The sequence below is a fragment of the Galbibacter sp. PAP.153 genome, from assembly GCF_037029175.1.
Classification (GTDB): Bacteria; Bacteroidota; Bacteroidia; order Flavobacteriales; family Flavobacteriaceae; genus Galbibacter; species Galbibacter pacificus.
The window spans coordinates 1-14,742 of sequence record NZ_JAZEUN010000006.1 but is presented as its reverse complement, the minus strand read 5'-3'; the positions used below and the strand labels follow the sequence as shown (position 1 = coordinate 14,742).

17 protein-coding genes and 1 pseudogene are annotated in these 14,742 nt (G+C 32.6%); 8 read left to right on the top strand and 10 right to left on the bottom strand.

Annotated elements, in window-relative coordinates:
* Window positions 1-2 precede the first annotated feature (2 nt).
* The 9 genes and pseudogenes from UXI14_RS04585 to UXI14_RS04545 all read right to left on the bottom strand — a co-directional run bounded on the left by UXI14_RS04585 (window position 3) and on the right by UXI14_RS04545 (window position 5,502).
* Window positions 3-716 carry a glycosyltransferase gene (locus tag UXI14_RS04585; RefSeq protein ID WP_335965070.1) on the bottom strand — a complete coding sequence of 238 codons (714 nt, stop codon included), beginning with the start codon at window positions 714-716 and terminating at the stop codon, window positions 3-5.
* The gene (locus tag UXI14_RS04580) at window positions 709-1,392 is read right to left on the bottom strand and encodes a galactosyltransferase-related protein (RefSeq protein WP_335965069.1); all 684 of its coding nucleotides are present in this window, start codon (window positions 1,390-1,392) and stop codon (window positions 709-711) included. The genes UXI14_RS04585 and UXI14_RS04580 overlap by 8 nt, the downstream gene beginning before the upstream one ends.
* A 399-nt stretch (window positions 1,393-1,791) precedes the next feature.
* Window positions 1,792-2,226, bottom strand: coding sequence for a PIN domain-containing protein (locus UXI14_RS04575; protein WP_335965068.1), 435 nt, complete (start codon window positions 2,224-2,226; stop codon window positions 1,792-1,794).
* Complete coding sequence (locus UXI14_RS04570; protein WP_335965067.1) at window positions 2,223-2,471, bottom strand: DUF6364 family protein; 249 nt, start codon at window positions 2,469-2,471, stop codon at window positions 2,223-2,225. The genes UXI14_RS04575 and UXI14_RS04570 overlap by 4 nt, the downstream gene beginning before the upstream one ends.
* A 272-nt stretch (window positions 2,472-2,743) precedes the next feature.
* Window positions 2,744-3,169, bottom strand: a complete 426-nt coding sequence (locus UXI14_RS04565; RefSeq protein ID WP_277900066.1) for a hypothetical protein — start codon at window positions 3,167-3,169, stop codon at window positions 2,744-2,746.
* A gap of 1 nt (window position 3,170) precedes the next feature.
* A complete protein-coding gene (locus tag UXI14_RS04560) occupies window positions 3,171-3,683 on the bottom strand; it encodes a hypothetical protein (RefSeq protein WP_335965066.1) in 513 nt (170 codons plus the stop codon).
* Between the two features lie 191 nt (window positions 3,684-3,874).
* Window positions 3,875-4,021: a hypothetical protein gene (locus UXI14_RS04555; RefSeq protein WP_277900068.1), complete on the bottom strand. Its 147-nt coding sequence runs from the start codon at window positions 4,019-4,021 to the stop codon at window positions 3,875-3,877.
* Window positions 4,022-4,055: 34 nt separating this feature from the next.
* Window positions 4,056-4,243, bottom strand: a pseudogene (locus UXI14_RS04550) (IS5/IS1182 family transposase); the annotation flags it as partial.
* Between the two features lie 41 nt (window positions 4,244-4,284).
* Complete coding sequence (locus UXI14_RS04545; protein ID WP_335965065.1) at window positions 4,285-5,502, bottom strand: site-specific integrase; 1,218 nt, start codon at window positions 5,500-5,502, stop codon at window positions 4,285-4,287.
* Between the two features lie 223 nt (window positions 5,503-5,725).
* Here UXI14_RS04545 and UXI14_RS04540 point away from each other — a divergent pair, with 223 nt between their 5' ends.
* From UXI14_RS04540 to UXI14_RS04505, 8 genes are all read left to right on the top strand, one after another.
* A complete protein-coding gene (locus UXI14_RS04540; protein ID WP_335965064.1) occupies window positions 5,726-6,280 on the top strand; it encodes a hypothetical protein in 555 nt (184 codons plus the stop codon).
* Window positions 6,281-6,627: 347 nt separating this feature from the next.
* Window positions 6,628-6,921: a hypothetical protein gene (locus UXI14_RS04535; RefSeq protein ID WP_335965063.1), complete on the top strand. Its 294-nt coding sequence runs from the start codon at window positions 6,628-6,630 to the stop codon at window positions 6,919-6,921.
* Window positions 6,922-7,641: 720 nt separating this feature from the next.
* Window positions 7,642-7,773, top strand: coding sequence for a hypothetical protein (locus UXI14_RS04530; RefSeq protein WP_277900073.1), 132 nt, complete (start codon window positions 7,642-7,644; stop codon window positions 7,771-7,773).
* Between the two features lie 172 nt (window positions 7,774-7,945).
* Window positions 7,946-10,372 carry an outer membrane beta-barrel protein gene (locus tag UXI14_RS04525; protein ID WP_277900074.1) on the top strand — a complete coding sequence of 809 codons (2,427 nt, stop codon included), beginning with the start codon at window positions 7,946-7,948 and terminating at the stop codon, window positions 10,370-10,372.
* A gap of 4 nt (window positions 10,373-10,376) precedes the next feature.
* Window positions 10,377-11,270, top strand: a complete 894-nt coding sequence (locus UXI14_RS04520) for a UPF0489 family protein (protein WP_277900075.1) — start codon at window positions 10,377-10,379, stop codon at window positions 11,268-11,270.
* 210 nt (window positions 11,271-11,480) lie between these two features.
* The gene (locus UXI14_RS04515) at window positions 11,481-11,717 is read left to right on the top strand and encodes a hypothetical protein (protein WP_277900076.1); all 237 of its coding nucleotides are present in this window, start codon (window positions 11,481-11,483) and stop codon (window positions 11,715-11,717) included.
* A 12-nt stretch (window positions 11,718-11,729) separates the two neighbouring features.
* On the top strand, window positions 11,730-13,763 hold the full coding sequence (locus UXI14_RS04510) for an ATP-binding protein (protein WP_335965062.1): 2,034 nt from the start codon (window positions 11,730-11,732) through the stop codon (window positions 13,761-13,763).
* A gap of 8 nt (window positions 13,764-13,771) precedes the next feature.
* A complete protein-coding gene (locus UXI14_RS04505) occupies window positions 13,772-14,440 on the top strand; it encodes a response regulator transcription factor (RefSeq protein WP_277900078.1) in 669 nt (222 codons plus the stop codon).
* Between the two features lie 7 nt (window positions 14,441-14,447).
* Here the strand turns inward: UXI14_RS04505 and UXI14_RS04500 are convergent.
* Window positions 14,448-14,742: hypothetical protein (locus UXI14_RS04500; protein ID WP_335965061.1), on the bottom strand; the 295-nt coding region annotated here is incomplete at its 5' end.

The window sequence follows — 14,742 nt, the reverse complement described above, 5'->3', positions numbered from 1 at the left end:
AATTATAATTTTTTATAATAATATTCACGATTCTTATTTACAATACTATTCGATTTCCAGTACTCTTCGTAATCATGCTTTATATGCAGATATAAGATGTTTGGGGACCTTAATATTATCTGATTTGTTGCATTCATATATTTTTCAATGAAATCTTGGTCTTCTCCTCCCCAGCCTATATAATTTTCATCCCAACCGTTTATTTTTTCAGAGATACTTTTTTTAAATATTGGACAAACACCAAATTTTTCTGTTGTTAATAAATGTTTTTTTAAAGCTTTTTCAGAATCTTCAGAACATTGCCATGTATTATTTAAATTTGGTTTTAACCAATCCTTTTCGTGTATGTCAAGTCTATATCCACATATTATTTCATTTATTTGCTTTGCCCTTTCGAGATGAATAAATAATGAATTCTTATAGGGGATTAAATCAATATCGTAAGGACAAATATAAGTTCCAGTTGCGTTATTAAGCCCAATATTGAGATACCTAGCTAAATGAAACTGGCTGTTTCTACTCTCCTTTACATGTATGTACTTAGCATTAGGAATCGTTTTAACGACATCTTCTGAATATGCTTCTATATCAGATTCAATAAAAAGCACCTCAATTAATTCTTTGTTGGAGTATTCTTTAAACCACTTTAGAAAAATTCCCAAATGGTTTTCTCTATTCCTGTAAGGAATAATTAATGTTAACGTATCTTTATTCACTTGATTTTAAAATTTGCGTGTCTTGTATTAGCGTCCCTATTAAAGTTTTATTCTTTTTTTTCTTTTCAAAATACCTTTTATTTTCTTCTCGCATTAATAATCTATTATTTGAATGATAATTTCTAGTTCTTTCAATATCATCATGTGATTTATGTTTTCCAATCCCAAGTCTAATAAATGTCCTTCCTAATTGAGATATTCTCCATATAACATCATGGTCTTCAAAACCCCATCCGCGAAAATTCGAGTCATAACCATTAACCTCTAATAAGTCTTTTAATGGGCACTTTATTATCCCATAAGCATCTCTTGAAGAATTATCTTTTGTCTCAATAACTTTATCAAGAATAATATGAGAATGTTTTTTAAATAAGCTAATAGTCTTTGTTGATAAGGTTACATCTGCATCACAAATAAGAAGACTATCATTTTCATGAACTAGTTTTACTATTTTGCTAATACCAATATTTAAAGCTAAAGATTTGTTAAATTTTTCACTGTAGAATCCGACATAATGTATATCAAGACTGTTGCATAGACTAGCAATATTTTCATCATCATCTAAATCAATAACTAAAATTATTTTTCCTTTTTCTGAGGGGAAATATTTAGAGAAATGTTCTAAAGTTTCTTTTAAACATTGCTTTTTTTTGGTCGGTATGATAATATTTATCATGTATTAGATTGTTTTAATTATCATACAATAACTGTCGGATTTTGAATTCAAATATTTGCTGAGGGGCAGCCTGTCTCAAAACCACCTGATTTGGTTTAAAAATAATTGAAATTGGGATTGAAAACAAAATTTGTGCTAATTTCAGTATTCTTTTGAGTTTTTGTGATTTTTTCTTGGCACGAAACTAATAGAATCAAGTGCAGATATGAATAAAATCAATAATTTCACTTCTATTGTTTTAAAAAGGTTCATAGTAAAAAATTAATTCTTAGGCCCTAGGTTTTTAAGTTTTGCCAAATTACCGCCGATGTTTCTCGTGTATGGCTCGTTGAGGGAAAATCCGCGAGGACTTTCCGAGAGGAAAGTCAGAAGCAATGATAACTATAGCCGGTGTTCTAGTTATTGGGTGTAGTTATTTTTATCCAAAGATTTTAAAAATTCATCTGCCGTCATAACAGGTAATAATGATTTTTTAAAGTCCTTTCCGTTTCTTGTTATTATTATTTCACATTCTGATTCTGTTGCACTGAAATATTGTAAAGCATCTTCAAAATCCTTAACCGAAGAATTGAGTCCTTTTTCAATCGTTTGTTCATCGAGAGAGCATATTTCACAGATTATCTTAAATTTTCTTAGTTTTTCCCTCGCTATTTTTCCGTTCTCAAATTTTGCTAGAAAATAGTTAACTGTAGCAAACGAAATAGGCGAAACAACCATTGTTAGTTTCTCTTTTTCAGCTAAGGTTGCTATTTTAGCTATCGGTTCGTAAAAAGGTTTGCGCTCCCCTAAAAAGTCCAACATCACATTTGTATCTATAAAAATCCTTTTGCTCATTTATATTTCTCAAATAAATAATCAGAATATTCTTTTTTATAGTCCAAATCAACTGGAATTTCAGTTCCGGTTGTGATACTTTTTACGAAAGGTGAAATTTCGAACTCAGCGGGGTCATTTTCAGAAGTCAAAGATTGTAAATAGGCTTCTACAATACGAGACAAACTCATTTTTTTGTTAGAAGCATACGCTTTAGCTTTTTCAATAATATGTTGATCAAGCTTTAGTGTTAATTTAGTATCCATAACAAAATTAATTTATACGTACAAATATAATAAAATAATCCGTATGATTTGTTTTGCCAATGATTTTTGATATGCGCTTTAATTACACCCAACTGTCTTATAACAATCAGTTGCTGATTGGTTAAAAACTAAGATAACTAAAATCACCGAGTTTTGTCTATTTCCGAGCGTGCTGACATTTACAGTCAGCACGCCGTAATTACGGTTAGCATCTATGAAAAAGAGCCTATCGAATATCTTTAAGATTCACTAAAATCAAAAGATATGGAAACTCAACAAACTGCTTCGTCTAAATTATTCAATGGCATTATTTGAATGGTTAAACCATCAATATCTACTTGTTGTAGATTATCAAAGCCGTCTTCAAACCAAGGATTAGCTGGTGCCCAACCTACAGGTTTCGTTGCCATAACATCAACCAAAACATCATCAAATTTAAAACGACATATAACATCTAAATCGGCTGTTTGTTTAAAACCTCTTTTAGATAGTTCTTCCCCTATTTCTTCTAAATGAGCTACGGAAGCTACTTTTATACTGATATCAACATCCTTTGTAGGACGAACATCATCTGCTGCTGGGTCATTAATGTATAGGCTTACTGTTGCTCCTCCTACATATATTACTTGACTATTGAGGTCTCCTAAAGCTTTAGCAACCTTTTGGATAACTTTTCTATTTATGATGGTATTTTTCATTCTAATTAAGTCTCTCTTTTAATTCATCCATAGCCATTTTCTGTTCTCTTACACTACCTATACGTATAGCGTCTAATAAAGATAATAATTCATAAAGTTTTACATCCTTTAAACAAGCCTTTGGAACATTCGGGTGTAACGGTTCAACAGAAAAACCTCTTTGACACCCTTCGCTATATGGCCAAACAAAATTTTGGTTACTTTGAATCTTATTTACCAAAGGCATAGCACTATGAGCCGTAACCATACCTCTTACCATTGCTCCGGGTTTTTGCGGATACACATACTTGAGGCCAAAAAATACAAACTCTTGAACTGCTGACATTAGTACTCTTTTCTTATTACTTGCGATTAAACCTGCCATCATACTTCTGTTTAAGGACTCGCTTACTTCACTTTGACTTATATAAAGTTCATTAGCTATATCTTTCATATACCATTGTTCCTTTCCTTTGGCTATAATTTTCAATAATATAACTATGTCATGAGGTCGCATTCCACTATGTTTTTTCATTACCTATATATTTGTGATTCGCGATTCGCGATATGCAAATTTAATAAATTTTTATTTGGTTTCAACTACAAGATAGTTATTGTGTTTTCTCTATATATTAATCCTGCTTCTATAAATTTGGTGATATAGCCTTCTGCCGTTTTGTGTGTGATGTTTTGCTTAATTGCGATTCAGTAAAAGCTTTATTCTAGTCATATAGAGGCTTTTATAAGCTCCTTAGAGATTAAAAACAGTGCTACGATCAGTTGCTGTAAGTCGATTTTACTATTGGACAGCCTACGTACATTATGGACCAAGGTGATCAGTCCAAAATCGGCTGAAGCTGCTGAGTAAAACAAATCCTCCCTTTTTTGCCTTTTTCACACATTGGTCGATAATCTTTTTGTAAAACTTGGCATCGGTAGGATACGTGATGTTCTTTTCCTGAGCGGTGCTATCTACACTCACACGGGTGGCCTGTCCTTACCGCGCCTGTCTATCAAATGCTTCAGGATTTTTGCTATCCCGGGCTCACCAATACGTTGCCTAAAGTGCACCAGGTCACTGGCCGCACAGGGCTGTCCCCATTATTGATGTTGCTGTTCACTAAAATATTGAAAACTTATATTTCAAGCTTTTCATGATACTGATCTAAAATATCCGTGGGTAGTGATTTTAGGTATATCTGCGTGGTGTTCAACTTACTGTGCCCCATCATCGCCGAAATAGCCTCCAAAGGAATGTTCTGGAGCATCGCCTGGGTGGCAAAGCTATGCCTGGCCACATAAGAGGTAAGCCTGTGTTCTATATTACATTTCCCGGCTATGGTCTTGAGCCCTTTATTATAACGGTGTCGCTCCCACATGATATCCTTGTACTGCGCTTTTAAATCCGTCCGCTTTATGATATGAAAGATAAAATCTTCCTTCTTCTTGCCCTCGAGGTAATACTTAAGGATTTCATGCAACTGGCCCGAGATCTTGATGTCATAGATTTTAGAGGTCTTCTTTCTGCGAAACTGAACCCGTCCGTTTACGATGTTCTTCTTTTTTAAAAAAGCCAGGTCCACAAAGGACATTCCGTACAGCATATAGGATATTAAAAAGAAATTCCGGTAATGGAAGATAGCCGATCCCCTTTTGGTCTTCAATTGCATAATCTTACGGATGCTCTCCAGGGGCAAGGCCCGTTTTTGTGTGGGCTGCATTCTGATTTTATAATGGTAAAAAGGGTAGGCCTCCCGTTCGATAAGTCCTTCTTTGATCCCTTTGTTATAGATGGCCCTTAAGGTACGCATATAGCAAGCAACGCCGTTGATCGAGTTGCCCTCTTTGGAGAGGTGGTGTTTTTCAAATTGTATTAAAAATTCATAATTCACCTCATGGAACTTAACATCCTTTCCCTTGGTAAAATTCTTAAGCACCGATAACAGCACACCGTATGCCTTGGCAGAACCATAACGCTGCATTTCATTAAGTTCCCTGACCTTGGCCTCCCCGAATTTAAAAAAGGAACTGTACACATCGCTTCTTGTTATCCGGGACTTCACCTGATTGATGGACATATAGTTCAGCATCCCTTTATCGTGAAGCTTGTTTATGATATCGGCGGCCTTTGCTTTCTCTTTCAGCAAAATATTGTTAAGCCTTCCTACCGACTCGGTCCCCTCATACTTATTTTTGATTTCATTTTTTCTGGAATCCCAGTACATCTCCTTCACTGAAAATCCGGTGGCTATCGAAGTACTTCTTCGGTGATGGGTCAACCGCAAAATAATTGGAAAAGTCCCGTCCATTTTGCATCTTCGCGTATCTAGTGTGAGTGATAAAAATGTTTTCATAAGCAACAAGTTACTGAAAAAATTTGCACGCCATTTGCAAACAAAAGTTTGATGTTTTCTGTATTGATTTAAACACAAAAATTATCAATATACTGACAATAAGTATATTGCAATTTTATAAGTTTCCGAAAATCCCTATTTTAAAAAACTCCTAAAAAAGGTATATTTCTAAATATTTTGTTGTGTACACATAGTTACTTAGATTGGTTAAGCAGCGATTCATTTGCGGTTTAAAATTATATTAATAGCTGAATATATTTCAAAAAAAGCAGCTCAGGAACTGAAGGAACGTGGGATTAATTATATCGATGTTGCCGGCAATGCGTTTATAAGGTATAATGATTTAACGATCTTCGTAGAAGGTCAAAAGAATGCAAAGAAAGACAAGACAAATCAATCACGAGCTTTTCAAGAAACAGGGTTAAAAATTATTTTTCATTTATTAAATAAGCCCGAAGGCCTCCATGATTCTTACAGAAGAATTTCGGAACGAGCTGATGTGTCCATAGGATCGGTAAGCAATGTAATGGACGAACTAGAAGCCTTAAATTACTTATTGAAAACAAGTAATAAACGAGTTCTTAAAAATAAAAGAGAATTATTAGAACGTTGGGTGGTCGATTTTAATGCAACCCTTAGACCTCGAATTCTCAGAAAACGAATGCGTTTTATAGATCAGGAACAACTAAAAAACTGGCACACTATAGATTTACATTCAGAAAATGGTTCTATCCTTTGGGGAGGTGAACCTGGAGGGGGCTTTATACAGACAATTTAAGACCTGAGCAATTTACCCTATTTACAGATTTAGAACTTTCTCAAGTCGCAAAAACATTACGTTTAATTCCAAGTGAAACCGGTACCGTTGAAATCTTGCAAAAATTTTGGAAAGATAACAATACGAACAACCAAGCCGCCCCCCACTTTTAGTATATGCAGATTTAATAAATAGTGGCTATGGAAGAAATATAGAGACCGCAAAAAAATACTAGAGAATGAACTACCGTATATCTAGCGGGAAATTTACGCATCCGCTATTAAAACCTATTTTGTTGGAACTTACAGAATATTACAAAGAAGCAGGTATTTCTTTTTGTAATCGGTGCCACCGCACGGGATATCATTATGGAATTACACCATATGCAGTCCGGACGCTTAACTTACGATCTTGATATTGCGATTACGGTGAACGATTGGGAACAATGGTTAAGCGTTGAACAAGAACTCCTAAAGCTTGAAAATTTCACCAAGGACAATGACCAAAAGCAACGGTTCATTTATAAAGATACGCTTCAACAGGATATTGTGCCTTTTGCATACAACCATTTGAAAGTTTCATTTTATTTAATGGTATTATTATTAATAGACAAATCATCCCAAAAGACCAGAAGATCTTTCTTTTTTGTTAATGGTAATTGAAGTTTATAAAGGCATTTTTAGTGATCCTTTTACCTGCTGCATTCCAATACTTTTGTAAAATTAAGGCATAAATTCTCAGAAACATATACAGCCACATTTCTTTTAATCACACGATCAGTTCATGAAATGCAGGAACTAATATAAAAAATTACGGTATTCCCCTAAAATTCACATTGGTAAAACTCATCTAATAATTTATGACATAGCATAAGTTTGAAATGTTGATTTTCAACAAAATTGCTTCGAAGGCCAAGAAGTAGAACTAAATGTTTAATTAAATCCAATAATGTGATGAAAAAAAAGAAGATCACTTTAAAGAAAAAATCCCTAATGAATCTTCAGGATGATCAGATGAAATCTCTGATCGGTGCCGAAGAAATGTCTAACGATTCAGGAGCGACCTGTGATGCAACTATTAAGTTACCAGTAGTTGATGAATCATGCTGCAGAAGATCTTGTTAATTATTAATCCTAAAACTTTTTTATGAAAAAAAAGAAAATCACTCTTGAGAAAAACTCCTTAATGAATTTACAGGACGATCAGATGAAATCCCTTATAGGGGCGGATGATATGTCCGATGATTCGGGTGCAACTTGTGGAGCCACGGTAAAATTAGAAGCTGTAGATGACTCCTGTTGTAGAAGATCCTGTCGAAATTAACAACCTTAACATTCATTAAAATGAAAAAAAAGAAGATAACTCTTAAAAAAACGTCCCTGATGAATCTTCAGGAAGACCAAATGAAATCACTAATTGGTGCTGAAGATATGTCCGGAGATTCTGGAGCCACTTGCGATGCAACAATAAAATTGCCTGCGGTTGAAGAAAGTTGTTGCAGAAGGTCATGTTAACCTTCAAATCAGCAATGAAAATTTGGAATTTAGATCAGGCTAGGATTCGATATATTCAGTAGCCTGTCATTTCAATGGAAATATTCCAGCTCACAAGGGGCTGGGATATTCCTAAAATAATTATAAAAAGAGATTTTAAAACTTAGAAGCTCCTTAATAATTCGAGAATACAATGAAGAATAAAGTTATAATTTTTAGTCAATTAATGTTGGGGCTTTCCTTAATTATAAACAATCTCCATGCCCAAGAATCTCTACATTCAATAGCCGGGGTCGTACAGGTAAATCAAAGCGGTGAACCCTTGAAAAATGCATTTGTTGAATTATTTAAGATGAGCGATTCAACTTTCGTATTTGCTCAAAACACAGATGATCAGGGGAATTTTAAAATTTCAAGAATAGAAAAGGAGAAATACTTCATGAGAATATCGCATCCATTATATGCTGTATATATAAGCAAGCCAATTAATCTTGTTCACAATGTAAGCAATAAAATTTTTTCACTTGAAGAAAACACAAATGAATTAGACGAAGTGATCGTTGAAGCAACTAGACCCATTGCGGTTTTGGATGGAGATAAAAAGAGTATTTATGTGGAGAGAATTCCGGGTATTGAGGGAGATAATGGAATAGAATTGTTGGGAAAATTACCTGGGTTTTGGATTGAAAATGAATCTTCCATAGCTTTCAATGGCAGTAGTGAAGTAACGATTCTTATAAATGGTAGAAGGCAGGGGTTTAAAAACTCCCAAGACTTAAATCTTCTTAAAACTATTCCTGCAAATAACATTAAAAAGATTGAGGTTATTTCGGGTGGATCGGCCAAATATGACGCAGATAGAGGGACAATAGTAAATATTATAACCAAGAATAAGGCTGTAGATGGATTGAGTGTTAATCTATCAAGTTATTCATATGTGAATGAAGAGATAAGTGATTTTCAAAATGCTTATGTAAACTTAGTTAGCGGACGATTCAGCGGGTCAGCATCTGTTGGCTATAGAAATTCAAAAAGTTATGGAACTGAAAACGGAAATATTTTTTACGATAATTCTGATGAAGATACTCAACAAGACTACCTAAAAAACTATGATATAGATAGTAAGGTTCTCAGCTTATATTCAAATCTAAATTACAAAATAGATCAAAGCAACGAGTTGAATTTCAATTTTAGTAGCTATAGTACAAATAAGCAGACCAACATACAACAGCAAAATTCTTATTACGGCGAACAAAATTTTATCCTAAAATTTAAAAATTTAAAAAATGCTGAGGACAACCTAACAAGTATGAATCTCTCACATACTTACACAAAAGATAGCTCTGATTTTAAAATTAAATCAAATATAGGATACCTAACAGGTTTTATAGATGAAACACAAAACTTCGAAAATAAGTTTATTACGGGAAGTACAATTGATTCTCTTAATAAAGGCCGTGCAGAAATTCCTTTAGATGGACACCAATTTATAATGGGTCTTGATTTTGAAATACCCGTTTCGGTTTTTTTAATTGAAGCCGGTGCAAAATATACCGATAGTGAGATTGAAAATAACGCAACCTATTTTGACGATATTGATGGCTTAGAAATGCTGAACGGTAGTAGGTCAGATAGTCTAATATACGATGAAAAGGTTTTTGCAGGTTATAGTCTTTTGAGTACCTCTGTTGGTAATATGTCATTTAAAGGAGGCGTTAGAATAGAACATACAGAGAATGCATCCGCATTTCTATCAACGCAAACCATCTCTGCGAACTCTTATACAAATTTCTTGCCTAATTTTGTTGTAAGTTACAAAACAAAAAATCTTTCTTCTGCTTTAAAATTCACATCAGGACTAACTAGACCTGACTATGTTTATTTGAATCCATATGAATATTATATCTCAGAATTTTCTTATAGGGTAGGTAATCCAGATTTAAAACCAGTTAAAAGAAACACCATTTCTTTGGAAAATTCACTATTTGATTTTTTGGATATTGATTTGGGCTACCATCGTTATAATGATATGATTATGTTGGTTAGTCGTCGACTTGAGAATAGTCTTTATACCAGAACTAGACCCGAAAATGCCACTTCTATCAATGATTTTTATGCTAGTGTAGGTATTTATTATCGTTTACTTGATAATAAATGGAGTGGTCAGTTAAGCTTCTATGGAGAAACCTACAATTACGATATCAAACCACAATTCGTTACAGATACGAGGGATTTGGATCAATTTCAATATTACTCCGTAAAATTTAATAATAGTTATGAGATTACTCCAAATATTGAAATATTCAATCGTTTTTCGTACCGATCCAATTCAACATTTTACCAGATTTATCAGGCCAGTCGATGGCGACTTGATTTAGGGGTTACAGGAAATCTATTTAATGATTCTTTAAAAATTACCGCAGGTGTTGATGACATATTTAATACTTATAATTATGACAATATCTCCTATTTTGATGGCTATCAAAATAATTATGAAACCGATTTAAGCCTTACCAGATTTAAACTATCGGTAGTATATTCTTTTTCAACGGGATGGAATAAAAATAAAAAATCAACATCTACGGATAATTCAAAAGAGATAACGAGATTTAAGAATTAGATATATGAAAAATAAAGCCACTATTCCTTTATTTATTGTTGAAGAGCACAATGAAGCTTTTTATATATGGATTAATTTTTTAAAACATAGAAAGGATAAAAAAAATTATACCCTATTGCATTTTGATGATCATAGTGATATGACAACGCTAAGGGTGAATACTCCACTCGAAAACGTCTTTGAATGGTCAGATAAGAAGTTAAGCAGATTTACATACGAAGAATTAACAATCGCATCTTTCATAAAAGTAGCATCATTTATTGGTGTGTTTAATAAAATTATCTGGTGCAAAGTGGACCATAAGGTCAAAATGAAAAAAGATTTTTTTATCACCTCTTATAATAATGATGCGAAAAATTTAATTTCAGGCAACCAATTGGACGCTAATCCATTATTAAATAACCCTCACCAAATCGTAAATTACGAAATTGTCGGGTTAAAAGATTTTGAAGAACATGATGCTAAAAAAGTATTGCTGGATATTGATTTAGATTTTTTTTCATGTATTATACAACCAGAAAATAATAATGAAATTATAATTGAAGTAAGCGAAGAAGAATACTTGAATTTTAACCACGATAAATATCATCCTATTAGATTTATTTGTAATAGTATACAATCCAGAGTTCATGAAAACTCATATTTTTTAATTATTAATTATTATCAAGATATATTTCCCAGTCCTAGAAAGGTGAGTGAGGCAATTATTAAAAAAAGAATTCAGGATTTCATAGGGAAATTAAAAGAATTTTCCATCAATCCAGATTTAATTACTATATGCAGATCTGTTTATAGCGGATATACTCCCAGAGATCAGTGGAGATTTATAGAACAGGAATTAAAGAATGGTTTAAGTCAAATATATAAGATGAGAGAAAACTCCATCGCAAGTTTTTAATGAATTTATATATTTAACGGTCAGATCATCATAATCTATCACTAAGGGCGACATTTTATGTCGTCCTTAGTGATTTTAAAAGTGAATATACATTATAAATCGAGATATTGTAAAGTACTGTTTATCTGTACTTTTGATACAGTTTTACGTTCCATAAACCGTTAAATCGATGTTAATTTTAGCATATAATAACTTAAAAATAAAGCTAAAATGAATAAACTAAATTTTATCGCGGTATTAACTGTATTATTATCTTTGACTTTTATTGTTTCCTGTGAACCAGAAGAAATTGATTATTATCCTGTAGAAATTCAATCCAAGCCTGTTGATTCTATCCCGGAAAAAACGATTGATAGCTTAGTTAATAATGTTGTAGATAGTACAAGAGCAGATGATACCGGGGACCAAGGAAATCCTATAGATGACGATAGAGAAACTGAAGACTAAATTTTAACATTTATGAAAAGACAATTATTTCTTTTCACTTTACTTTTTTTATTAATATCCTGTACTGAAGAATTTTTGGAAAAGAATGATCCCTCAGTACAGGATCACTTGATTGGTAGAATTACAGAATTAATTGATAATCTAGACAATCTGGAAACTTCCTCGGCAAGAAAGGATAGCCTTGTAAAGGCTTATAATCTTATCATTGAAAATGCAAACGATTCTATAAAGTCAAGGCTGCTTAGCAAAATATCCTATAATTTATATAAGGAACATACAGATTCTGTCTTTTTGGCAATCAATCATCAATCTCAGAAAATTGCCAGAGAAAAGCAAGATTCCATTTCTTTAGCGAATTTATACTGGGATATTGGAAATTATTATGCGAAAGGGATACTGAAGGATAGTGCATTTTTTTACTATTCTCAAGCTCAAAAACTCTTTAAAAATTTGGATCGATCTTTTTTAGAAAGTCGAATGTTGATAAATAAAGCCATTGTTCAAAGTTCAATAAAAGATTATGTAGGAAGTGAAATTAATTCTATAAAGGCGCTCGAATTACTAAATCAGGCAAATGAAGAAAAACCTTTTCAACTTTATAGGTGCTATAATAACTTGGGTATTATATACAATGAGCTGGGAGAATACCAGAAATCTATTTCCTATCATGAAAAAGCCTTAAATATTATTGAGGGAACAGATAACAATAATAATTTTGAAGAAAACACGAAAAATAATATTGGGATTGTTAGGCAAAATCAGGGCTTTTACCCTCAGGCAATAGCCATATTTAAGGGATTGCTTCAAGATAATAATTTACGGCATAGAAATATAAAATTATATGCTATGATCTTAGATAACCTGACCTACAATCAGTTCAAAGGAAAGATTATAAATAAAAAAATAGAACATAACTTTCAACTAGCAAAACATATCCGAGATAGCATTAAAGATTATAATGGTCTTGCCATTAGCAATATTCATTTATCCGAATATTTTAAAGAACAGGGTAATTCAGTTGAAGCATATAAATATGCATTAGACGCTAGAGACATTTCAAAAAAAATAGAGGACTATAAAAATCTATTGAGGTCATTAAAAATTTTATCCGAAATTCGAGCTGTAACCAGATTTAAATATTTAAATGAATATTCGAAGATTGCCGATAGCCTAAACAGGGTTGAAAGAGCACAACGAAATAAGTTTATACGCATAGCCTACGAGACAGAGCAATTTAAATATAGGAATCAGCAGTTAAGAAAACAAAAAATTTATTTGATTGGACTATTAGTAATGTTTGCTGTCTCCGTTGGACTCGTTTTCGTTATCAAAAATAACCGTAGTAAATATAAAATATTACAGTCTGAAAGGGAAAGACAACAAGCAAATGAAGAAGTTTACGCCTTGATGCTATCACTGCAATCAAAATTGCAAGAGGTCAGACAGCAGGAAAAAAATAGGATTTCCTCTGAATTACATGATGGCATTTTGGGGAAAATATTTGGACTTCGATTAAGCTTGGATGGTCTGAATAACAAGAAGGATGACTATTCTATAGGGGTAAGGGCCCGTTATATTGATGAAATTCGCAAAATTGAAGAAGAAATTAGGGATTTATCACATGAATTATTCAATGACTCTAAAATTAAAGAAACTGATTTTGGTGATTTAATCCAAGAATTGATTGAAAGGAAGTCAAAATTAGGAAAATTCAAATTTCATGTACATATTGCAAATGATATACCTTGGCATTATCTAGGGAATGATTTGAAAATTAATATTTATCGTCTTATTCAAGAAGCTTTACAAAACGTCATTAAACATGCTAATGCAAAAAATGTTTATATTAATTTTGAGAATAAAAAGAATGACTTGATTTTAACTATTTCAGACGATGGAAAAGGTTTCAATACCGCTAAAAACGCTCAAGGCATTGGTATTAATAGTATGAGAAATAGGGTTTCAAAAATGAATGGGATTTTAAGTATCCAGTCCAAAGAAAAAGAGGGTACATCAATTATTATTACAATTCCAAGTGTAAATTAATTAAGGCTATGAAAGAAGTTAAAATTTTAATTGTGGATGATCATCCAATGATTGTTGAAGGATACAAAAATGCTATTGAAAATATGGATGGCGGTGATTATATTTTTAAAATTGATATAGCGGATTCCTGTGATACGGGTTTGCATAAAATTAAAAAAGCGTCTGTATCCATTGGTTATGATATTATACTTTTAGACATAAAACTCCCCCCTTCCAAAGACGGTAAAATAGTTTCAGGGGAAGATTTAGCATTAAGAGCAAAAAGACTGTTGCCTGAGGCTAAAATTGCCATATTAACTATGTTCAACAATAATTACAGAATATATAATATTCTAAAAAATATAGACCCAGAAGGCTTGTTAATTAAATCGGATGTAGATTCAGAAGAAATAATAACAGCTGTTAAAACGATACTTGAGAGACCACCATATTATAGCCATACGGTAAATAGGCATTTGAGGACTCAAATATCTAATGATTTTTTATTGGATGACTTTGACCGGGGAATTCTATTTCATATTTCAAAGGGTGTTAAAACTAAGGATTTGCCTAATTATGTCCCATTATCCTTAGCTGCTATTGAAAAGAGGAAAAAGAATCTAAAAATTATTTTCGATGTCTCTTCGGCAGGTGATCAGGCACTGATCGAAAGGTCGAGAGAGAATGGCTTTATCTAAAAAATGACTATATAGAATCTTCATATTTTCTGATATAAGAATTTGGATATAATTCTAAAAGCACTTGTTCAAAAATTTTATCCAATTCTTCATGGGTTAGTACGAAATCCTTTCGCATAATGCAGGAGAAGTATATTTCATTTGTACCTATCACCACAACCTTATTGAGTTTATTAATGTATTGGGTTAAATAATTTCTGTACCAGATATCATAGAGTTTAAATAATTCCTTATCCTTCCTAGTTGGACTATCAGCAGTAAAAAAAGCTATCTTATTTCGGCTTAAAAAGTCAACTGCTATA

Coding starts and splice junctions, on each gene's coding strand:
- UXI14_RS04570 (WP_335965067.1), bottom strand. CDS start 2,471: ATGGATACTAAATTAACACTAAAGCTTGATCAACATATTATTGAAAAA.
- UXI14_RS04525 (WP_277900074.1), top strand. CDS start 7,946: ATGAAGAATAAAGTTATAATTTTTAGTCAATTAATGTTGGGGCTTTCC.
- UXI14_RS04565 (WP_277900066.1), bottom strand. CDS start 3,169: ATGAAAAATACCATCATAAATAGAAAAGTTATCCAAAAGGTTGCTAAA.
- UXI14_RS04575 (WP_335965068.1), bottom strand. CDS start 2,226: ATGAGCAAAAGGATTTTTATAGATACAAATGTGATGTTGGACTTTTTA.
- UXI14_RS04535 (WP_335965063.1), top strand. CDS start 6,628: ATGGAATTACACCATATGCAGTCCGGACGCTTAACTTACGATCTTGAT.
- UXI14_RS04515 (WP_277900076.1), top strand. CDS start 11,481: ATGAATAAACTAAATTTTATCGCGGTATTAACTGTATTATTATCTTTG.
- UXI14_RS04530 (WP_277900073.1), top strand. CDS start 7,642: ATGAATCTTCAGGAAGACCAAATGAAATCACTAATTGGTGCTGAAGAT.
- UXI14_RS04505 (WP_277900078.1), top strand. CDS start 13,772: ATGAAAGAAGTTAAAATTTTAATTGTGGATGATCATCCAATGATTGTT.
- UXI14_RS04560 (WP_335965066.1), bottom strand. CDS start 3,683: ATGAAAAAACATAGTGGAATGCGACCTCATGACATAGTTATATTATTG.
- UXI14_RS04510 (WP_335965062.1), top strand. CDS start 11,730: ATGAAAAGACAATTATTTCTTTTCACTTTACTTTTTTTATTAATATCC.
- UXI14_RS04545 (WP_335965065.1), bottom strand. CDS start 5,502: ATGAAAACATTTTTATCACTCACACTAGATACGCGAAGATGCAAAATG.
- UXI14_RS04520 (WP_277900075.1), top strand. CDS start 10,377: ATGAAAAATAAAGCCACTATTCCTTTATTTATTGTTGAAGAGCACAAT.
- UXI14_RS04580 (WP_335965069.1), bottom strand. CDS start 1,392: ATGATAAATATTATCATACCGACCAAAAAAAAGCAATGTTTAAAAGAA.